Source organism: Methanosarcina barkeri str. Wiesmoor, from assembly GCF_000969985.1.
GTDB classification, from domain to species: Archaea; Halobacteriota; Methanosarcinia; order Methanosarcinales; family Methanosarcinaceae; genus Methanosarcina; species Methanosarcina barkeri_B.
The window spans coordinates 2,733,033-2,754,896 of record NZ_CP009526.1; the positions used below are offsets into that span (position 1 = coordinate 2,733,033).

General features: G+C 37.4%; 16 protein-coding genes and 3 pseudogenes. 6 read left to right on the forward strand and 13 right to left on the reverse strand.

Annotated features, from left to right (window positions below; all coding sequences use genetic code 11):
- Positions 1-3: 3 nt before the first annotated feature.
- A complete protein-coding gene (locus tag MSBRW_RS11345; RefSeq protein WP_011307553.1) occupies positions 4-504 on the reverse strand; it encodes a hypothetical protein in 501 nt (166 codons plus the stop codon).
- A gap of 1,794 nt (positions 505-2,298) precedes the next feature.
- On the opposite strand from MSBRW_RS11345, the gene MSBRW_RS22285 reads away from it, so the two are divergent.
- Positions 2,299-2,475, forward strand: coding sequence for a hypothetical protein (locus MSBRW_RS22285; RefSeq protein ID WP_155398218.1), 177 nt, complete (start codon positions 2,299-2,301; stop codon positions 2,473-2,475).
- A 109-nt stretch (positions 2,476-2,584) separates the two neighbouring features.
- A complete protein-coding gene (locus MSBRW_RS22290; RefSeq protein ID WP_155398220.1) occupies positions 2,585-2,734 on the forward strand; it encodes a hypothetical protein in 150 nt (49 codons plus the stop codon).
- 628 nt (positions 2,735-3,362) lie between these two features.
- Here MSBRW_RS22290 and MSBRW_RS11355 read toward each other — a convergent pair.
- From MSBRW_RS11355 to tnpA (MSBRW_RS11390), 8 genes are all read right to left on the reverse strand, one after another.
- Positions 3,363-4,169, reverse strand: coding sequence for a hypothetical protein (locus tag MSBRW_RS11355; RefSeq protein WP_011307552.1), 807 nt, complete (start codon positions 4,167-4,169; stop codon positions 3,363-3,365).
- Positions 4,170-4,475: 306 nt separating this feature from the next.
- Positions 4,476-5,012, reverse strand: coding sequence for an SET domain-containing protein (locus tag MSBRW_RS21260; protein ID WP_011307551.1), 537 nt, complete (start codon positions 5,010-5,012; stop codon positions 4,476-4,478).
- A gap of 126 nt (positions 5,013-5,138) precedes the next feature.
- Positions 5,139-6,566 carry an APC family permease gene (locus MSBRW_RS11365; protein ID WP_011307550.1) on the reverse strand — a complete coding sequence of 476 codons (1,428 nt, stop codon included), beginning with the start codon at positions 6,564-6,566 and terminating at the stop codon, positions 5,139-5,141.
- A gap of 138 nt (positions 6,567-6,704) precedes the next feature.
- Positions 6,705-7,163 (reverse strand): hypothetical protein, encoded by a 459-nt coding sequence (locus tag MSBRW_RS11370; protein WP_011307549.1) that lies wholly within the window; start codon positions 7,161-7,163, stop codon positions 6,705-6,707.
- Complete coding sequence (locus MSBRW_RS11375) at positions 7,160-7,369, reverse strand: hypothetical protein (RefSeq protein ID WP_048102874.1); 210 nt, start codon at positions 7,367-7,369, stop codon at positions 7,160-7,162. The genes MSBRW_RS11370 and MSBRW_RS11375 overlap by 4 nt, the downstream gene beginning before the upstream one ends.
- Positions 7,366-11,082, reverse strand: coding sequence for a tetratricopeptide repeat protein (locus MSBRW_RS20335; protein ID WP_011307548.1), 3,717 nt, complete (start codon positions 11,080-11,082; stop codon positions 7,366-7,368). The genes MSBRW_RS11375 and MSBRW_RS20335 overlap by 4 nt, the downstream gene beginning before the upstream one ends.
- A gap of 587 nt (positions 11,083-11,669) precedes the next feature.
- Entirely contained in the window at positions 11,670-12,314 is a 645-nt protein-coding gene (locus tag MSBRW_RS11385) for a hypothetical protein (protein ID WP_011307547.1), read from the reverse strand.
- 380 nt (positions 12,315-12,694) lie between these two features.
- Positions 12,695-13,162: an IS200/IS605-like element ISMba16 family transposase gene (gene tnpA, locus MSBRW_RS11390; protein ID WP_011305479.1), complete on the reverse strand. Its 468-nt coding sequence runs from the start codon at positions 13,160-13,162 to the stop codon at positions 12,695-12,697.
- A gap of 888 nt (positions 13,163-14,050) precedes the next feature.
- On the opposite strand from tnpA (MSBRW_RS11390), the gene MSBRW_RS22295 reads away from it, so the two are divergent.
- The gene (locus MSBRW_RS22295) at positions 14,051-14,191 is read left to right on the forward strand and encodes a hypothetical protein (protein WP_155398221.1); all 141 of its coding nucleotides are present in this window, start codon (positions 14,051-14,053) and stop codon (positions 14,189-14,191) included.
- A gap of 231 nt (positions 14,192-14,422) precedes the next feature.
- Here MSBRW_RS22295 and MSBRW_RS11395 read toward each other — a convergent pair whose 3' ends face one another.
- Both MSBRW_RS11395 and MSBRW_RS11400 read right to left on the reverse strand, forming a co-directional pair.
- A complete protein-coding gene (locus MSBRW_RS11395) occupies positions 14,423-16,396 on the reverse strand; it encodes a histidine kinase dimerization/phosphoacceptor domain -containing protein (RefSeq protein WP_011307546.1) in 1,974 nt (657 codons plus the stop codon).
- A gap of 211 nt (positions 16,397-16,607) precedes the next feature.
- On the reverse strand, positions 16,608-17,837 hold the full coding sequence (locus MSBRW_RS11400; protein ID WP_011307545.1) for an acyltransferase family protein: 1,230 nt from the start codon (positions 17,835-17,837) through the stop codon (positions 16,608-16,610).
- A 521-nt stretch (positions 17,838-18,358) separates the two neighbouring features.
- Between MSBRW_RS11400 and MSBRW_RS22300 the strand changes: the two are divergent.
- Positions 18,359-18,539 (forward strand): annotated as a pseudogene (locus MSBRW_RS22300) (IS110 family transposase); the annotation flags it as partial.
- A 49-nt stretch (positions 18,540-18,588) separates the two neighbouring features.
- Here the strand turns inward: MSBRW_RS22300 and tnpA (MSBRW_RS11405) are convergent.
- Positions 18,589-18,993, reverse strand: a complete 405-nt coding sequence (tnpA, locus tag MSBRW_RS11405) for an IS200/IS605 family transposase (RefSeq protein ID WP_011307544.1) — start codon at positions 18,991-18,993, stop codon at positions 18,589-18,591.
- 36 nt (positions 18,994-19,029) lie between these two features.
- Here tnpA (MSBRW_RS11405) and MSBRW_RS11410 point away from each other — a divergent pair.
- Positions 19,030-19,347: pseudogene (locus tag MSBRW_RS11410) on the forward strand (helix-turn-helix domain-containing protein); the annotation flags it as partial.
- A gap of 67 nt (positions 19,348-19,414) precedes the next feature.
- Here MSBRW_RS11410 and MSBRW_RS11415 read toward each other — a convergent pair.
- Positions 19,415-20,722, reverse strand: a complete 1,308-nt coding sequence (locus tag MSBRW_RS11415) for an IS4-like element ISMba6 family transposase (RefSeq protein WP_011307543.1) — start codon at positions 20,720-20,722, stop codon at positions 19,415-19,417.
- Between the two features lie 79 nt (positions 20,723-20,801).
- Here MSBRW_RS11415 and MSBRW_RS11420 point away from each other — a divergent pair.
- Positions 20,802-21,605: pseudogene (locus tag MSBRW_RS11420) on the forward strand (RNA-guided endonuclease TnpB family protein); the annotation flags it as partial.
- Between the last annotated feature and the right edge of the window lie 259 nt (positions 21,606-21,864).

A 21,864-nucleotide genomic window follows, 5' to 3' on the forward strand; every position in this document is an offset into this window, starting at 1 on the left:
ATATCACTTTGATCCAGCAACTTTTTCCACAAAGAGTATAGAAACGGATGGATCCTTTAGCAATGTAATAACAACATTTGAAATAACTTTTTCACATTGTTCATCAGGAAGGCCAGAAGCTTTTAGTTCCAATGTAAAAGTTTCAAATATGTTCGTGAGAGGTAGTGAGTATTTTTCAGGAATTTTACTGGTTTTTTCCTTAATCTTCAACTTTTCACATATACTTAAAAAGTTGTTTATTACTGAGAGATCGTCGCCATCTACTTTTAGTATCTTAAGTATAAAAGGAGAAGCAATAGCTATTCCCTTCAGAATCCATGGGAATATTAAAGTTCCTTCAAGTAGTCCGAAAGCCCCCAGTTCTGCACTTTCATGTTTGTCAAAAAGGGCTTCTTTTTCTTCGCCACCTCGAACAAAAGCATCAGTCATAAGAGGGGCTAGATCAGTCTCATCAGGAACTGTAGCTTCTGCAATTTTTATGGATAAATCAGTTAGAATATCCATATATATCTCCTCTTTTGATGAGTAATTATCTAAATGAGTAATTATCTAAATGAGTAATTATCTAAATGAGTAATTATCTAATAATACGAACTAATTCTTTTTCACAAGTTGTTTAAAAGCTTTCAAACTAGAACTCTTGGTTTATCTATTATTTTGTAATATATATCCAGCAGAAATGTTTATTAGAATCATATTTCTGAAAACTTAATTTAGGAATGACAAGGATATAATTTCAAATATTTTCGTTGCCTAAAGATAATTCTGTTTAAACTGCTTACAAACCATAAAGGAATCTACTTGGATGCTACGTGAAAAATATTCTGAAAAAACAGAACAACACATGAAATTTGTTGCTTCTTAAAATGGGAAAGACAGAAGAAATATGCAGCTATAGAAGCAATTAAGTTAGTTCATGGTGGACAAAAGTATATAAGTAGTGTATTGGGCTGTCATTTCCAAACTTGTCATGGCTGGAATTAATGAAATCGCTAATGGTATAAAGACACCGGATGACAGGATTCGAAAGCCTGGCTGAGGTAAAAAGAAAATATGAAAATTGTTTTTGATGATTATTTGGGGAAATGGAATTATTGAGCAATTCCAGAGGTAAAAACTTGAAGTTATTTTTAAAACATTCTTAACTATTTGACTTAGATGTCGCGAGATATGATTTCAAGTTTTGGGATCATCTCGAGATGATAACTGGGGATTTTTGAATACTCCTCCAAAAACGATAGTGAGAAAAATGTTATTTTTTGAAAACATCCTCTAAAAATAGAGTACAACCTGAGAGCCATATTGAAAGGAAAAACTCAAATCACGATGTTTGGTACGAGAGATTAAAAACAGTACAAGAGGAAGTAAGTAGGCTAAAATTTACTCTCATAATCAATGTTACTACATTACTTACAGCACTTACGGCTTTTAAGATAGAGAGATATGACCTGATAGGAACACCAGGAGCTTTTAGAAGGTTGAATATCTAAGAGCATGTCCGAAAAGTGGTTACCTGCTACAACTTGTACAATATGCAAAAACTGAAACGGATACTTTAATACTATAGAGCTAGTGACATTTCAATATGCATTAATGGCTTTTCGGATAAGCTCTAAGTTTTTTAATGTAGTTTTTTTGAAAAAAGAGAATTTAGCGCCTTTAATTGAGTTTTAAAGCGTAAATTGAGAAATTGGTAAAACATCAGATTCTAAACACAATTTCCTAGATCTTTTTATATTGAGGTCATCCCAAAACTTGAAATTTGCTTCTTGGACCTTGTATTTTGAATAATCAATCAAGCTCATGATCATGAAAATAATTCTGAGAATTCCCAATGATTAAGAGTAAAGTGGCTTTTGGGATAGGCTCATTATAAAATTAATTAAATATATTTATTAATATAAAGGAGAGTTAAATAAAAATGGTCGTTAAAGCATAAAAATAAGTTACTTGCCTAAAATGCGCCATTGAAATTGATATTACTGACATATTTTTATGGTGTTATACTGATGGAAACAATATCAACTGTTCAATCTTTTCGGATCTCGTCCGCAAGTTATTGATCAGAGTAACTAAAATTAGCGAAATCTGAGAGTCATTGTATATATCTGCAGCTTTCAACAGCTGACGACTTCTGTTTAACAAGAGCGAAAAAAACGAAATTAGTTTAAATTTAAATGAGGTATATATATGAAAGAAAAGAGAGAGCAAATGACAGAAAAGGAAGAACTTGCAGTCCCACAAGATTTTCCCATGAAAGCAGAATAGGAAGAACCTGCAGTCCCACAAAAATTTCCCATGGAAGCAGAAAAGCAACCTGGAGTCTCCAATGTTAAATCTGGCTTTGAAGAACCACCAGTTAAGGCTGAAACAATCAAATTAGAAAAAGAAGTTATAACTGCTGTTATGCCACCCAGAAGTGCTGAAGATATCCCAAGAACACCTCTTTCGGAAAGATTTGCTAGGGAGGAATAACTGTGACCGATATTTATTTTAAAAATAATACTTCTTCTACGGTTTATGTTGCTATTATGCGTTATGCGCCGGATATATGTAATGCACGTGGTGACTGGCTAGTAGAAGGATGGTGGGAAATAGATCCTGGCCAGGCAGTATTTCCATTATTATGCTGAAGGAGGAGGCCTCATATGGAATGGACCTTACGGTGCCTATGTGGCTCAAACTGCATTTGCTCATTGCAGCAATACTACTACAGGAAGACGTGTCGGAATGAGACTAGGCGATTGCGATAATTTCTCAACATACACAATAAATATAAATCTGTAATTTAATTTTGTACTTTAGAGCGATTAATCTCATTACCGATTAATCTCATTACTAATCTCTCAATTTATTTGCCAAAAAGCTTTGTTTGAATTGAACAATCGTTATCAACTAAGTAATTAATTTTTTACACGAGTTTCTATTTTTTGATTCTTTGCTGTTTGATCTTCCAGAGTTATATGACTGGTGTTTTGAAACACTTGAAGAATGATAAATATAATTTCAAGGATTTCAGCCTAGATTAGGCAGGTCGACATTTCATTTTCGATACTTTTTACTGATGGCAATTTTGAAATGATGATCCCTTATTGTGTGTAGTTGTGAAGTTTACATATGATCCAAACATAATCTCTCATACTAAACTTTAATGGAAAAATGATTCGGTGTTTATATGTGTCGTGGGAGTTGAGCCACAAGTTAACCAGCTTTAAATCTAATGTATATTTATCAAATATTCAAAAACGATATCAAGAGAAATATTCAAATTCCTTATGTCGACCTGCCGAATCTAGGTTCTATTATCCTGATTTGAAATTCTTTAACATTTATATGATGGAGGTACTACATTTAAGGAATTTTTAGACCAGATAATAAACAAAAGCACTTAAAACCAGCCTGATTAAAGAAAAAACAATTGAAATCATTGAAAAGGCCACAAGATATACATTTAGAGCCAAAATCTCTGCAAAAAGGCCGGAGAAATCAGCATTGAAAACAAGGGCAACCAAATTTATCAGCAAAATAAAAAAGAGTATGGTTACAAAACCCCTACCTGCTCCTTTAAGGTCTTCTTTGCTCAGGGCTATATGCGAAGAGATCGCGATTGCCAGGGCAAAATAAATCCAGAAATTGAGAGAAAACAGGTTTTCTACCGAAAATATGCTTTGAAAGAGACCTGCGGTAAGGGCGAAGATTTTTGTCAAAATATACTGGTCCGGCTGGGTGGGCTCAAGGGTAAGATAATCGGCAACCCTGGAAAAGGAATCCGGCAGCAACAGTTTCATGCCGATAATAAGAGCCACGGTCCCGCTGAAGATTGGGCCCATGCCTATGAAAAAGTTTCCTATGTTCTGGTAGAGGCTTTTTGGGTTCCAGCTGTGATTGACGTATCCAAGGGTTCCGTCATTTTCCTTGTGGGAAAACAGCTTGAATTTAGTTATTTTGTGCCTGAATACATAGCACATCAGCAGGTGGCCAAGTTCGTGAATGGGAGTACCTATCCAGGCTGTAGCCAGAATTCCTTTCCTGCCAAAAGCTCTCTGGACGTAAAAGTTAGCCCGATTCTCAAGAAAGCCGAGTATTATCCCGACAAGAATCAGAGAGCCTGTGACATAGAAGGTTTCAAACAGACTTACCCGAAAAACAGTAAGAAATGCGTTTTCCATTTTGGACTCCTTTTTGTAACTTCAGGAGAAGTTTTGGCTTTTAATTGACCCGGGATTAAGTTTCACAGCTAGCTTATAGGTTAGCTTGTAGGTTAGCTTGTAGGTTAGCTTGTAGGTCAGCTTATAGGCCAGCTTGTAGGTTAGCTTATAGGCTAGCTTGTAGGTCAGCTTTTTATTATAAAGTGGCCGAAGAAAATATAAACTTCGCGCCCGTCACACACAAAATCAAAAAAGATTAAAGAAGTTTAAAAGAGTGAATTAAAAGAGTGAAATACCTTCTCTTTCAGGACCATTTGATAGACTACATCAATAATTACCCTTTTCAGCAAATTTTAAGATCTTTCTAACCTGCAAGATCAAACCAGACCGGGGTTTTGTTTTAGTGCCCGCAGCGAAATAACCTATGCAACTTATAATTTCTTGTAACTTTGATTGGAGACCTTGATAGTGAAAATCAAAATGCCCAATTGGGAATGTGCAGCGGTTATTCTGTGGCGGGGTCTTAGGGTCACAGTTATAATTTATTGTTATTTCCTCGTCTTCCTGAATATCTCTTATGCAAACGTATTTTAAAAGGCTGTTCTCGAAGTCTTTACAGTACCTTGCGTTCGGGTTGTATGAATGGTTATAAAGGGAACCACAGCCCAGCGCGATAGCTGCATCTTTTGAATTAGAATCCCAGGCGCAATAATAATTATAGAGCTGGGTAAGCTCAAGTGAATCTATCTCTTCAGTGGGTAAAACTATAACAGGACAGGTTTCTATTACCTCGCCTCTTTTAAAATTCCGCTGTGCAAACATGCCCCTGCCTTTTCCAGGTGAATCTTTTACACTTATCGACAATTATGGTCACATCCCCGCAAAATTTAAACGTTGCTTGTAAACTGTTTCATTATATTTACGAAGCATAAGATTTATAGGTTTCCCTTTAAATTTTTTATTTCAGTGTTCACATTTAGTGCTTAACGTTCAGTGTTTAGCCAAGCCAGAAATTTCCTGAGAGTCTTCACGAAGTGAACTTTCATTTCCGGATACAGGACTGGATGAAGAAATTTTGGATACAGGCATTTTAGATCCAGAAACTCTTGATATAGGCATTTTGGATGCAGGAATTTTGGATGCAGAAATTTTGGATGCAGAACTTTTACCTTTACTCCTGAGAAACCTGTAGTATCCAAAGCCTATCAAAAAGATCGGATAAGCAATTTCCCAGGTAAACCCAGAGACCAAAAAACTCAGGGACACGAGTGAAAGAGCCGAAAAAATCCATTTCTTCCAGCCGTTTTCGGTTTTCCAGTATGCAATTATAATGAAGGCATAAAGGAAAACGAAGTTCTGGTTTACGAACAGTATCATAGCTGATACCGGAATTTTAAGGAGATAACTTCCAAGAATCAGGAAAATTGAAAGTACATACAGCCCAACCAGGCTGGACACAGGGATATTCCTTTTTGAAAGCTTTCCGAAGACCTTAGGAAAAATTCCAGTCCTGCCCCCGGCGTACAGCAGGCGGCTTGCAGTAAAATCCCAGGAACAGGCGTTTGCTGCAATAACTATTATCATGAGCCAGATCAGGAGTTTTCCTCCAGGAGTGAAAAGCACGAGGCCGGAAAGCCCGGCTGCTCCCTGAAGAGAAGCGCCTGAAACACTGGCTCCTGTGCTGATAAGGGCAAGTACAAGGTAAATTGAGGTCACAAGGGCAAAACTTAGCCAGTAAAGGCGAGGTACATTTTTTTCAGGATCTTTTATTTCTCCCAGGGAAAAAGAAAGGTTTTCCCAGCCCAGGAAAGCCCAGAATAGGAGGGCTGCAACTTTCCACGTATTATACGGGTCTATATGCGCGTTACCGCTAAGAGCTTCACTAGCAATCACGAGGCCTGAGTCCAGAAAATCAAGGTTAAAGACAATGAGCAGGCCTATTAGCAGAAAAAGGACAGCCAGAGCTGCATAATTGATTAGAGAGATAACCCTTATTCCAGCCAGGTTCGAAAGGAGCATCAGGGTTACAAGGAGGATTGCAAAAAGGGCTGCTCCTGTGTCTGAAAGCTGGAAAAGCTGCTTCATATATTCGCTGCCTATAAGGGCAACCGCAGGAAGCCCGAAAAAGAAAGAGCCTCCAACAAGGTAGGAAACCGCATATCCTCCCCAGGGTCCAACAGCTTTTTCAGCATAACCTGCAAGTCCGGCTGTCGAAGGAAATTTAAGGCCAAGGCTGGAGCAGACTTCGATGAGAGGAACTGCGACAATCGCTATAAGGAGCCAGCCGAGGATTGCTTCATAGACTGTGCCTGCATCAAGTGCTAAGCCTGGCAGTGCAAGAATGCCTGTGCCTATAAGCATGCAGATTGCAAGCCCCATGCCTCGCCTGAAGGAAATCGTTTTCTTAAGTTCGGTCATTTCTATCTCTTAGGCTACCTGTAAAAGGTTTTGTGTATTTATTTGTTTCCAAAGAGGCTTTCAGATAATTAAAATACATACTAAATATATTTTTCTGAAAATCTCCGTAGAAGAAAAGAATCAAACATTGAAAAAAAATTAAAATATATTCAGGTAATACAAAAAAGCAATTGCTAGCGCCACGAAACTAAGAATAAGGAAAAACCCTGAAATACGGATGTATCCATACTTAATTTTCACCATTTCCTCAAATTTTTCTTTTGAGTCTCTGGTCGAGTTTATATTTATCTCATACTTTTTCCTGAAAAGCACCATCACCGCAAAAATCAAGCTCAGCAACCACAAAACCAGCGGAGCCAGATAGATCAAAGCCGAATATCCTTCTGCTTCCTTTATATCAGAAAAAGCAATAGCGTGAAAATAAATCCCCTGAAGCAGCCCTGTGACAACAACAAACTGTTTTGCTGTATCTTCTACAGCCGAAATAGATTCCCCAACAAGTTTTTCAGCGTTCTTTTTCCAGAAAGGATTAGGCTCAACGGGAACAAAAGGAATCTCTTCCTCACCAGCCCCGCTTTCAATTTCCCCTTCAGTCATACCTTTACTTCCCATTCGAATTCTTTTTTGCAATTGGGGCAGGTAAGATCTATATACAGGTTTTTGGGAGTTTTTTGGCTGAATGCTTTTTTAATATCAGAAAAACCTAAACGTACTGCAACAGTTTCCCCATCTTCAACAACTTTTTCTATATCTGTGTAATATTTGTACCCGCAGTGAGGGCACTTTATAAGTTCAGAAGTCATTCATTCACCAGCCTCTCAAATTCGGCATTAAATTCTTCTTCCCCCATTTTATCTCTCAGTCTTAAAAGGGATCTTGCGACAATTTCCTTGTTAGGCGAATTAAGTTGCTCAAAAATTGAAAAAGAGATTAAATAATTTCTGAGAGCACTATTATATTCTCCCTCTTCTTCATTTATTCTTCCTATCTGGTGCAGTGTTATTGCAATTCCGCTTTTGTTTCCCAGTTCTTCTTTCATTTTCAGTGACTGGTTATACTTTTTGACTGCTTCTTCGTAGTTGCCCTGAGAATAATGAACATTTCCAAGCTGGTGCAGTGTTATTGCAATTCCGCTTTTATCTCCAAGCTCTTCTTCAATTTTCAGTGACTGGTTATACTTTTTGACTGCTTCTTCGTAGTTGCCCTGCTTCTGATGAATCATTCCAAGCTGGTGCAGTGTTATTGCAATTCCGCTTTTGTTTCCCAGTTCTTCTTTCATTTTCAGTGACTGGTTATACTTTTTGACTGCTTCTTCGTAGTTGCCCTGCTTCTGATGAATCATTCCAAGCTGGTGCAGTGTTATTGCAATTCCGCTTTTGTTTCCCAGTTCTTCTTTCATTTTCAGTGACTGGTTATACTTTTTGACTGCTTCTTCGTAGTTGCCCTGAGAATAATGAACATTTCCAAGCTGGTGCAGTGTTATTGCAATTCCGCTTTTATCTCCAAGCTCTTCTTCAATTTTCAGTGACTGGTTATACTTTTTGACTGCTTCTTCGTAGTTGCCCTGATCCTGATGAATCATTCCAAGCTGGTGCAGTGTTATTGCAATTCCGCTTTTGTTTCCCAGTTCTTCTTTCATTTTCAGTGACTGGTTATACTTTTTGACTGCTTCTTCGTAGTTGCCCTGCTTCTGATGAATCATTCCAAGCTGGTGCAGTGTTCCTGCAATTCCGCTTTTGTTTCCCAGTTCTTCTTTCATTTTCAGTGACTGGTTATACTTTTTGACTGCTTCTTCGTAGTTGCCCTGATCCTGATGAATCATTCCAAGCTGGTGCAGTGTTATTGCAATTCCGCTTTTGTCTCCCAGTTCTTCTTCAATTTTCAGTGACTGGTTATACTTTTTGACTGCTTCTTCGTAGTTGCCCTGATCCTGATGAATCATTCCAAGCTGGTGCAGTGTTATTGCAACCCCCCTATTATCTCCCCTTTCCTCATATTTATATTTAATGATATTATATATTTTTAATGCTGTATTTATGTCTCCGAGATTATAGAATATATTCGCCAGAGTACCCTCACAACTTAATTTTGTAGCACCTGATGTCGTGTTAATAGAATCATTTAATAGATCCATTGCAAGTTTAATATATCCCCAGCGAATAAGATGATTTACCGTATTTTCTACAACCTCATTTGCACTTTCCCAATCTTCTGCCTGGAAGTAATAATCGCGTGCTTTTAGATAATCCCAGAGGCTTCCGGTTTGAGAAACCAGATTCTCATAGTATCCGGCAGCTCTGATAAGAAGCTCTTTTTTGTCCAGTCCGTCTTCTTTCAGTTTTTTATGTATAAAAATTTTTACAATCGTATGCTCCGAGTAAACGCTCTTATCGTACTCCTGCTCTTTTGAAATGAGACCCCATTGGGTGAGTTTTTGCAGAGGTTCTCCGACAGCAGGACATTCATCTTTCTCATTGCCTATAATCCATGACAACGCTTCGACAGAGACGGCTTCTTCGTAGATTGAGGCGCAGAGGAGCAGTTTTTTTGCGTCCTCATCTAATTTGGAAAATGACTTTTCCAGCAGGGTAAACTCAATAAGCTCTTTATTCAGGGGTGACAGATCCAGCAATAAATCATCTACTCCCTGAACAGCTGCATGTTTTGCAAACTGGCCTATTATCCAGGGATGGCCGCCTATGACATTGTAGATTTTCTTTTTCTTCTGAATTCCCAGATCTGCCAGTTCAGTAAAATTATTCATGAGCCAGTTTGTCTGAGGAAAATGGAGCTCTGGAAGAGAGATATGTTCGATTCCGGAAGCAAGCCTGCCATCAAGTGGATCAAAGTCATAGCGGGTTGTTATGAGGAATTTTGTGTTTCTGGTTGTATTATTAAGGAGATGCTGGATGAATGCTTTAAGTTCAAGGTTTTCTATGTCGTTTTTTTCTTCATTCAGACAATCTTCAAAGTTATCGAAAATGACCAGGAATCTTATCTGGTTTAGTATGTTTACCAGTAGAGTAGTTTTAACTTCAAGGGGAACCTGCTGGTTCAGGATCTGATTCAGTTCAGGTCTTCCTTTCATCAGTAAAAAGCTGTTGAATTTGTTCAGGACATCTTCCGGTCTGGTTGTGGGAGTAAATTTTATCCCCAGAGTGCCTTCGAAGTAATAGCCCATTTTCAACGCAAACCGAGTTGCAAGTACGGTTTTTCCAATCCCTCCAAAGCCGTGGATGATTGCAGCTCTTTTTACGTCGGACTTGAAGCCTCTTTCAAGAAGCCTGAGTTCTTTTCTCCTGGCAACAAAGCCTTTTTCCATGACCTGTAAATCCGGCATCATCATAGGTTTAACAACAAATTCAGAAGGTTCTGGTTTTAAATTCCCTACATTAACGCAGTTGCAATCTGAAAGATAAAGTACCGGGGTTGCAAAATCAAATCCATTACTGTTTTCTAAGTTCTTCATCACGAGTCTGGCTTCTTTTAAAGCAAGGTCAACAGGTTTTCCGCTTGCAATTGCTCTGTAAAAATTGTATGCAAACTTTGTGGCGACATCATCAAGTACCGAATATTGCATTGCCACAACAGCAGGAATTCCCTTTTTAGAGAGCATACTGGCCAGGTCCCCGAAAGCTTCTTTATTCGAGCCTTTGGCGGATTCACAGGAACTTAGCACAACAAGCCGGATGCCTCGTTCGGAAAAAAGGTCGGAAAGGGTTTTGTTGTCAATAAGTCTTGCTTTCTGGTCTTCGGTTTCAAACACAAGATGACCTTTGCCATCTATGCTGATCCCGTGGCCTGTGAAATGGATAAGATGGTAATCTTGTTCGTTAAGATAGCCTTCGATATTTTCAAAGGTTGCATCTTCAGTAAAATCCACTTTTATTTTCTGATCTCTTTGAAGTTTGTCCACGGCTTCAAGGATAATTTCCTGTTCTTTTTCCGTATTTAAAGGCGAAATCCTGGGGTCATCAGGACCGGAAATTATTACCAGCATCCTGAGTACGGAATCAAGAGGTTCAAGCTTTTTCTTCTTTATGCCTGCTGGCAGCCTTGAAATCAGGATGTTTCTTCTTCTAATTAGAAAATCTTCGTCGTCATGGAGATATTCCCAGGGCAATGCTGAAATTTCCGGAACATCTTCACCAAACCTGAGTGAAATCCTGAGTCCACTGCCGTTTTCCTGGACTTCCTGTATGGATTTGTTGAAATACTCGCCAAGTTGACCGGAAAATACTTTGCTGTAAAGCATTTTCCCAAATTCTATATGTGGCACTTCTCTTTCCTTTTCTTCCAGTGCCTCTGCATTTTCGTTATGTTTTTCTGGTTCTTCAGGGCTTTCGGTAACTTTTTTCTTTATACTTTCAAGCATCTGAGAGAGTTTCAGGTCTCGCCTGAGTTCAAAATCGTTGCTCGCTACAACATTCCCCTCCTCCAGAATTGAGGCATGATATATATAGGGAGACACATTGGGGGATCGGGTAATCTGAAAATCAAGAGAAGAGTATTCCAAAAAGATCACTGATCATTATTTGGTCTTCATAATTAATAAATTTAAAGTGTATACAATAATAAAAATAATATTTAAGACTTAAAAATATGAATTAAAACCGAAATCCAGATTTAAAGACATAAAGACCCACAATAAAACTCACGAAAATTCAAATCTATTTTGATTAAAGTTGGCGTAAAACGAAAAAGTAAGCAATAAAAAATTCATGTTTTAATCCCTTAAAAAACTCATTGAAAACATGAAAACTAAGTTTATTAGTCTCATACTTAAATGGCAAGAGCTTATAATATAAAACTGGAAAGGGCAATTTTTCAAATTTTCCAAATTTTTCAATTTAGAACCTATCCGAAAAGTCAGTAATGCATGTTGAAAAGCCACGATAAATCTATACTATCAGAGTATCCGTTCCGGTTTTTCATATTGCATTTTGTAAAAGTTGTATCAAGTAATCACTTTTCGGATAGGCTCTTAATTTTGGGAAAAGCCGGTCGTGTCCGCACGACCGGTGAGGGCCTGGGGTTCTGAGATCAATTTATTTCCAGCAGGGACCACGGAAAAGATATTTCCGGTTTTACTCTTTTATTCCTTTACTCCTTCTTTTCCAGGCAAATGAGCTCTTCTGCATACGGGAGCGTCTCTTTTATCCAGGCGCAGAACTCAATCCACTCATCAAGCTTATGATTGCGGCGCTGGAAGTAAATGTTTCTGAGTTCAGCATAATTGGTTATAATGGTCCTTTTCTGCAGAAACGCGCTCGGAAGGTCCTGGACGAGTTCCCTGAAAATCGCTTTCCGATATGCGTTGTCTTCTTCACTATCTCCCTCGCGGGATTTGTAGGCTTTGATAAGGTCGTTCAGGTGCTGGATCTGGTCGTTCCTGTAATCTGTCAGGGTGTCAAACGAAAAATCGTGAGGAGCAAGCTCCCTGCTGGTCAGTTTGTGCATCGTTGAAGTGGAGTTCTTTTCTGCGAACTTGTAAGTATCAAACTCTTTCCACCAGTAGAGAGGGGCTGTTAGGTCAAAGCAGACTGTAATGAACCTTAAAAATTTGCCGTGCTCGTTACCTGCAAGGGTCAGGCGCTGGGCCAGGTTCAGGTCCTTTTCCCCGAGCGTGCAATTTCCTGCCTCATCAGGCTCGCTGCTGTCCATAAGATGCCAGGAGTTCATAGGGTTCCGCATGCCGAGAATTGCATAGTAGATATTGTATGTACCGTGTAATTTCATTTCAATCATAAAAGCGCCTCTTACACCCATTACGATAAGCAATTTATAAATCTGTTTGTTGTAAACTGTTGTAAACGATTCATCAATCGAGGTGATAAACAATTTATAAATCTATCCATGGCAGATAAACTAACTCATGTGAACGACTGATTTTAAACAAAGAACTATTTTAAACAAATTAACTTATCTTAAAAAGCTACCTGGTTTAAAAAAGCTACCTGGTTTAAGAAAACGAACCAATTTTAAAAACTGAAAACTGAGTCCAGGGGCTTAATAAGTAGCCATCGTTTTCTGAGGGGAAATTATTTAAGAAAAATCAAATTGCGTGCGGCCACCCCACCCTAAAGGATGGGGTATGCTTCGGGCCGCCCGCCCGGTTATTTTGGTACTTAGAACTCATTAATTCTACGTTGCCCGGATTTTTTTAACCTCTGTGATTGAGCTTCTGTTTTCGTTTTTCCCTGCGATTCCTTAATATAATGCTTGATTGTGTCAGCAGTTACATTCCCAACAGATCGATAGAACTTTCCACTTGACCATAGACTTCCACTCCAATACTGGTGTCTCATTTCAGGATGAAGCTTGAAAAGTCTGTAAGAACTTCCTCCTTTCAAGTATTGAATTACCTCTGATAGAGAAGTACTTGGATGAAACTCTAGAAACAAGTGAACATGATCATCTACAACTTCCATTGCATGAATTTTGTAGCCTTTTTCCATGCAAATACTGCTGAGAATCAACTCGCAATCCTTTTTAATCCGCTTGTTGTAGAATATACTGTATCGATATTTAGGTACCAACACGATGTGGTAGGTAATCTGACCATAGCCATGGCTAAAACTACGTAGTTCCAACATTATATCACATCCTAGCCATAGGTGGCTGGCACCACCTGTGGTTATGGTGCCAAAAAAAACTTTATTTTACAAAGAACTGATGATTGAAACAGTTATGCGAATATAAAACAGCCAGCGAGGGTTCACTTCATCCCCGACCTAAAGGTCAGGGTATTCGTGACCCTCTGCGCTCCCATAGTAATAAACACCTTCTTAACCCATGCTTTATCCTTTCAAGTATAACCTTTCTGCAACTTCCGGATATTTCTATTTGACAATGAGTAGTGACATTGTATATTATCAGTACGAGCCTGTTAACCTGGAAAAACTTGTAATCCCATTTAATATAGGGTCCTTCCAAATCAGTACTAAAACTAAGGGCATACAATACTTATTTTAGATGATAAGTATGCATTTAGAGTTCCCCCAATTAAGGTACAGTCTAAAAATCAATTTTTTAGATAAATAATCTATAATACTCTTTTAAATCAAGAAAAAATTGAGATAAATACTTTATTCTTTTACAATTTATGTTTATTTATAAATAAGGCATCTGATGTCATTTTCATCCATACAAAATTCAATGTTAAAAGTAAGGATAAATCAACGTTTAATTTAACAATTAAAGTATTTAAGTCATTTAAACAGCAAATAGATCATTTAATGAATGTACCTTAACTGGGGGAGGGCTGACACTATATTTAATTGGGCAAATAAAGTTTAATATCCCTTAAAAAACTAATCATTTTTCAAGGGGTCTAATTTAATAAGAAGTCAGAGAACTCTTCTTAAATCTGAAAGTTCTTGATTTTGAGACAATATTTTTGAGATATAGTTTTTTAAAAAATCTCAGTAGACGTCATCAGGTGCTTTCAATAGCTTTAATAGAATAGAGTTTTGCAGCTTTTCATGCAGGATAGATGCCCAGATTATATTGATTACGAAAGCGAAGAAAACCACATCAAATTTAGGGGCCTGACTTCAAGAGGAAAGAATCTGGAGCTCGAAATACATCTCTTGCGGAACCTCGATCTCGTAGTTCTGAAGTGAGACAATTGCAGTCTATCTAGGAACAGTGCCAAATACAAGCCCTAATGTCCAAAAGCACAATAAAAAATTGATTTTGAATAGCTAGTGTCACGTAAACAGCAAAATGTCGTACAATATCAATAACTATTCTGAATCAATATCGATAACTGTTTTGAATCAATATCGATAACTGTTTTGAATCAATATCAATAACTATTCTGAATCTTTAACTTTTTGAAGATTGGCGAGACATTAGTCTTTTTTCTTAATCACTTTTTCTTCCACACTGAATTCTATGACAAATTCAGTTCCTTTATCCCTCTTTAGCTTGACCTTACCTTCTAACTGATCTACCAGAAGATTTACAAGCTGCAGACCAAGCGTTTCTGGCGTTTCAAAATTGACGTTCTCTGGAATGCCAATTCCATTATCTGAGACAATAAGAGTATATCTGGTACTTTTTCTATCAGCTACATTTCTATTATTCGCTTCATCTTTATTCTCTTCGCTGAAGAGCTTAATCTGGATTTCTCCTGTTTTCCTGTTTGTAAATGCATACTTGAAGGAATTGGTAACGAGTTCGTTAATAACCATTCCTAATGGGACTGCAATATCCATGTCAAAGAAAACTTTCTCTTTAAGATCTGTTTTCAAACTGATGTCCAGATTTCCGAGCCTGTAAGTCTGGAAAAAATTCTCGACAAGTTTCTGCAGGTATAGAGAAAAATCAACTTTATCGGTTTCTGCACCTTCATAAAGTTCTTCGTGGATCAGAGCAATTGATACAACTCTATTCTGGCTTTCCCTGAAAGCTTTCAGGACTTCTGAGTCCTTAATACACTCTCTTTTGTTGAACTTTTCAGCCTGAAGGTCCAAAAGGGAAGAAATAACCTGCAGGTTATTTTTAACTCTGTGATGAATTTCCTTCTGGCGAGCAGTTTCAAGATTTGCCAGAGCTTTCTCAGTTTTTTTACGTTCAGTAATATCCTGAACTATTCCTCTGGCTTTAATCGGAACATTATTCTCGTCGAAAATGACTTCCATTTCATCATGGACTATGCGTTCTTCTCCGTTAGCTAAGACAATTCGGTAATCAATGTCTTGAGGACCTCCTTTTAATCTGTTCTCAATTATTTTATCCACATAGTCCCGATCGTCAGGGTGTACATAATTTAAAAATTCGTCATAGTCTATGCTATTATTTTGAAGACTACGCCCAAAAATACGACATGTCTCCTCAGACCAGTGTGATTCCCCAGTAATAAAATTTATATCCCAATTTCCAACATGAGCCATTTTTTGAGCTTCGGCTAGGCTTCTTTCGCTTTCTTTTAATGACAGATAAGCCGTCTCAAGCTCTACTGTACGTCCTCTAATTTTTTCTTCTAAACTGTTGTGTGCCTCTTTCAGGGCTTCTTCAGCTTTTTTGCGTTCTATTACCTGTGCAATTAAAAAAGCTACTGAACTGAGAAAGTAAGTGTCGTCGGATGTAAACTTCCTTTTTCTCGTGGAATGGACACCCAGCACTCCAAAGATATTTCCAATACTTCCTATTGTAACGCTTACTCCACTCTCCACTTCGTGCATTCTCAGTATTTCCGGTTTCTTAAAGCGGCTTTCTTTTTCAAAATCCTCTACAACCACAGGCGTCCTTGAAAGCAAGGTATACCCTGCCTGTGACTCCTTTTCCCCTTCAACAATAGCTTTCCCTACAAGCCCGGGTTTCCATCCGAACCCGGCTCTTAGCAGAAAGTTTCCATCAGGCATGGATTCCAAAATTTTACAGTACTCTACTTCAAGTATACTTACAATAAGCTTTACGCTTTCATCCAGAAAGTCTTGCAGGTTTTCATATTTAAGAGCGATTTTACCTATCCTGTAGAGAATGTCGTTCTGCTTTTCCTTGATACGGAGTTTTTCTTCAAGCTTTTTCTGGTCGGTTATATCAAATCCATAGAGGTTTGTGAATTCTTCTTCGGTGAAATGATGAAAAGAAATCAAGTATACTCTTCTTCCCACTTTAACTTCTATTTTTTCCGGTCTATTCTGTGAAATTGCTTTTTGCACGAAATCTCCGATACAGTAAGGTAACTTTTCTCCGACTCTCACACCCCATGTATGTAGTAAAGGCTCACCTGCTTCATTTGAGTAAAGAACTGTTCTATCCTTTGCAATACTGATCACAGGATTCGGGTTCTTTGCTGAAAATTGCTCGATTTTCTTCATTTATCCCCTTCAGGCCTGTTCCTTGAATTAAATAGCTATCTTCAATGAGCAGAACAGATTAAAACCTAAATTATGGTACTATCTTATTCAGAGGTACTATATAGGTTTCATATTAAGAAATTACCCATTGTTGAATTAACTAAAATTCATGATTTAGATAGTTGAAGACATAAAAACGTTATTTAAATAACTTTTTAAATAACTTCAAAAATTATTTAAATAACTTATTATATATTCCGAAAATCGTGCTTGATATATGTTTTTGCTTTGTGTTCCCGGAGATGCTGTATATGAAAGGATCAACCACCCGGTTATAAAAGATCTTTGATAGTTCTACGCCCGTCATGTCGACGTACCTGTAAAACAGATAGCTCAAGGGTATTATTAATAGTACAGACAAAAAACACGAAATAAAAGCAGCTATCCAGTATGGTAATATCGGGTGCAGTGCGAGGAACAGTGCGCAGGTGAAACTGCTTATTATCAGGAAATGTATCAGGTACAGCGAATAAGATATTTTTCCGAGAAATACTGGTACTGAAGAGGAAAAGACTTTTTGCAGCCATCGGCTGTTCAACAGGACATACATTATCATGGCGGCGCCCAGGATATGATACGTCAACTTTGGGATTTCAAAGAGACCGTTATTGAGAAAACCGTATAATGAATCACTTGTCACGGTACCTACAGGATACGATCCGAGAAATAACCCTGAAAACAGTACAACAGATAATATTATTTTGTTATCGGTTTTAAATATCGAGGTTTTACCATTGAACGTGTCAGCAAGTCCCATCCCTATAATAAAGGCAAAATAGTAAGAATTAAAGAAAAGCACAGACGCAGCAAGATAGAATGTCCAGCGGTTCCGTTGCACTCCGAACAGTAAAGTCATTGCGAAAACAAGCATAGATCCATAAAATTCTGTTGTCATTGTCCATAAAACCGGGTTATAGGTGTCATCACCTGTAAAAAAAGATCCCCACACTGCCTGCTTAACCGCATCGACAATGTTTGGTGTAAAAGTCCAGTAGTTGTCGTAGTTATTATTTCCGGAAACCATTACGGTTTCAATATAGTAATGGAATACTCCAGTTGATGCCAGTAAAAATGATAGTATTGTTACTGCTAGCACCGGAACAAACAGCCGGATATATCGGCGCATTGCGCTACTTATAATTATTTTTTTGTCTTTAGTTCTAAAATATTTTTGAGTTAATACGTAGCCACTGAGAACAAAGAAGATGCAAACCGAAAAGTTCCCGGCACCAATTAATCCCAGGGGTGTACTCGAGAAAATCTGTTCAAGATTTCCCAGATGTGAAGGCATTCGATCACTATAAATCATCGCCGGGACTAATATGATGAAGAAATGCATTATCATCACATTAATCGCAGCTACACCGCGCAGCCCATCAAGATATTTTATCTTCTCGGTCATACTTATTGCTCAAAGAGATTTTTATTTAAACAAAATCTAAAAATTTCTATAACAAAATCTAAAAAGTTCCATAACAAAATCTATAAATTTCCATAACAATATCTATAAATTTCCATAACAAAACCGCATTTAATGGCCTTATGTAATAAATGAGGTTTAGCTCCAGCTTAATCGTTTAAGAACTAATTATTTTTTTGGTGGATCTCTCTTGAATAACGAGAGTTGCAGATAAAACGCACATGATATTCTTTGGATAACATGCACAACTAAATGAAAGTACTTTTTACCTCAACCTTTTTTGACCATAGATTCCATAATTATCTTGGGCAGTAAGGTTGTCCTAATTTTGGTTTTTCGAAGCAATTGTTAAACTAACCAGTGAGTTTCCATCGAAAGCTCAAATGTGACTTTGACCACGGATGCTAAATTGACCTTTGAGGCAATTCCACCGTCCAAACTAAATTGGGTGATATTATTTGATTGAAGTATAAACAAAGTATAACAAAGCTTGTGTTCTAGACATTTATATAATTTTTGATATTGTTACTATTCTCAGTCGGTCTGGAGAAAAACAGCAAAAACGGTTTGATAGAACAGATGATGAGGGAATTTTAGCACTTAAAAATTGGGTAATATCAGAAAAAATGTAATGTTGTTGCATGTAAGTCAACAAGTGATTTCTGGGTTCCGATTTATAGGTCAAAGCGTAAAACCCCTAAGTCTTTAGCTTCGTGGGATATAAGCGTCAACTTCACCCCTGATTTCGTATATAATATTCTGCCGCCTCTTTACTAACATTTCCGATTGTAGACGCAAAATAACCATCACTCCATAACGTATTTTCACTCCAATAATACTTTTCCCGATACTCTTTTTGTGTTTTCCATATTCTGTTCGTAGATTCTTGTTTCAATTTTCTGACAATTGACAAAACACTAACTTTCGGCACACTCTTAATCAGAAAATGGATGTGATCTTTGTCTGTTTCTATTTCAAGGATTTCAAAATCTGATTCTTCTGCAATATCAAACATAATCTGTTTGAGTTCTTCGCTAATCAGTTCAAGTATGATTTCTCGGTATTTGCAAACGAAAATAATGTGGTACATTAACAAAAATTTGCTATGATTCCGAGTTTCATACTTTATATTTACCAAAAACTATATGTATTGTTAAAGCATATACTACCCTATATGATGAAAGCGTTCAAATTTAGACTCTATCCTACAACTATACAAGCTACTCAATTGAATCAACATATTGGTAGCTGTAGATTTGTCTACAATTGGGCGTTGGATCAAAAAATTAAAACTTACGAACAAACAGGAAAATCTATTTCCAGATTTGACTTAAACAAAAAGATTCCTGTCTTGAAATCTTCTAATAAATGGTTAGGAAAAGTCAATTCTCAATCATTGCAGGGAATGACTAAGCAGGTTGAGTCTGCCTTCACTCGATTTTTCCGAGAGAAGAACGGCTTTCCTAAGTTCAAGTCAAAAAAGAATCCTATTCATTGGTCATCGGTTAAGGATTTATTTCCTTCTTCTGTTACTCTTTTTGAATCCACTTTTTCATTTATTACTCAAACCATTCATCTCTAAACCTTTCTCTGTTTACATGAGGATCTAATGCTTGACTTTCATATACGCTCATTATCGTTTCAAAAGTTCTTTGAATTCCACATCTATGCAGAATTACTGTCAATAAATCTGATGCATTCTCTGCAAATATTGTACTCCAACGTAACTGCGTATATCTAGCCATTTTTTCAGGATGAGTTGTTGATTTTCTGACAAGAGAATAGATTCTTCTGCTAACGATTAGTGTCAATATTGCTGTCCAGATTAGAGCTTCAATTACCTGCACATTCTTTGTTTCAAGAACGTCCAGCGAGTATTTGCTTTTCAATTCCTTAAACAACAGTTCTATGTCCCATCTTGCCCCATATAAGTTTGCAATGTCTTTTGCATTCAAAATATCTTTCTGAATATTTGTGATGTAAATGTGGTATTTTTCATCCTCATCGTTATATACGGCAACAAGACGTACAATCATCTCGTCCTGTTTTTGCTTGCCTTTATACTCTCTTCTTTTGAATTCTATTTTTACAACTGCATCAATATCTTTTCCAGAAAGTTGCTTAATACATTCACTAACAGGTTTTCCAGCGAACTCTTTGCTTTTTGTCTTAGAAAGTCCCTCTTCAATAGAAACAAGAATAGGGTCCATATTCTTCCTAATCCTTGAGACAAAATATCCCCCATTTTCTTCAACTCTTGCAAACATTTGAGTTTTGTAGAAACCAAGATCAACAAGGAGAATATGGTCTTTGATCCAGGGACCTATTTTTAATGTCTTTATCTCAGCTGTTTTTTCAGAGTACAGAGCAATGGTTCTAGGTCCGTTAGCAATTGCACTTACCATAACTCCAACTTTTACTCCTGCAGCTACTGTTCTTGATCTTGCTGCAGGAAACTTGTCTGCTAACGAGGAATGGAGACGAACAATTGTGCTGTCCTGAATGACAACATCTTGGAAGGTTTCGAGTTTCTTGCTAAGTTTCCTACCAGGTTCTTTTGCAAGCTCTTCCATGCCATGAATTACACACTGGTGAAGAAACTCAACAAGTTCTGGAGTAAAACGATAGTACCAGCTGCTATCACTTATGGTTTTTTGTGACTCAGTTTCATATTCTCGTTTTAAACTGGCAAGTGTACGCTGCAAGCGTACGCCAAAACTGAGAGTTAAAACCCAAAAGATAATGACAGGGTCAATTTTACGTTCACGTACTATATGACCAGTTTCTTTGGCAGTTTGCCTTAACCACTCTTCGGGAAACATTTCCCGAAGAGAGTCTTCAAGAGTAGGTGGGGGACAAGGAGACATAGATACAGAGATATTTAGATTATTAATATAAAAAACACATACAAGAGAGGGAATTTAATGCTTAACCGATGACGCATGGAATCCTATTCAGTCTTTCCCTGTACCTCAACACTACAGTGTAGACTTTGAAAACAACACAGTTAAGCTTCCAAAAATCGAACCGATTAAAGCAGTTCTTCATAGGAAGTTTGAAGGCGAGCTTAAAACAGCTACCGTTTCAAGGTCTTGCAAAGGGAATTACTACATTAGTATCCTTGTTGAAGATGAAATAAAACTTCCCGAAAAACAAGAATTCTACGAATCAACAACCGTAGGAATTGATGTAGGTATTAAAGACTTTGCGGTACTCTCAACAGGTGAAAAAATAGAGAATCCTAAGTATCTTAAAAACTCCCTCAAGAGACTTAAAGTACTTCAGAAAAGAGTTTCAAGGAAACAAAAAGGTTCAAAGAACAGAGCAAAAGCCAAAAAGAGGCTTGCTGTACTCCATGAGAATATAAGCAATCAGAGAAAGGATTTCCAGAACAAACTCTCTTTTAGACTTGTTAGCGAAAACCAAGCTATAGCTCTGGAAACTCTGAATGTTAAAGGAATGCAGAAGAATCATCAGTTATCACAGTCTATAATTGATTCTGCATGGAGCAGTTTTGTAACAAAACTAGAGTATAAAGCTGAATGGTACGGAAAAACCATCCTGAGAATTGGGCAATTTGAACCATCTTCTAAAGTATGTCATGTTTGTGGGTATCATAATTCAGATTTGGCATTAAAAGATAGAGAATGGACTTGCCCAGACTGTAAAACCGTGTTAGATAGAGACATAAATGCCGCTATCAATATCAAGAAATTCGCTCTCATAGATCAAAATCTAATTGGATTGTGACACCTGCGGAACGCGGGGAAGAGCCTGGGGACTTGTTCTCAAAAGAGAAAGGAATGAACCAGGAAGCCCCTGAGTCTTTAGCTCAGGGGTAGTTCACGATTTTTTGATAAATTATATACGTGTTATAGTTGGAAATGCCAGAGATATAAAGGCTTTTACACACAAAAACAGATAAGATCGATTCATAATTCATTGCACAACTTTCATCATTGCACAATTTGCATTGAATATAGACCCCTTGAAAAATGATTAGTTTTTT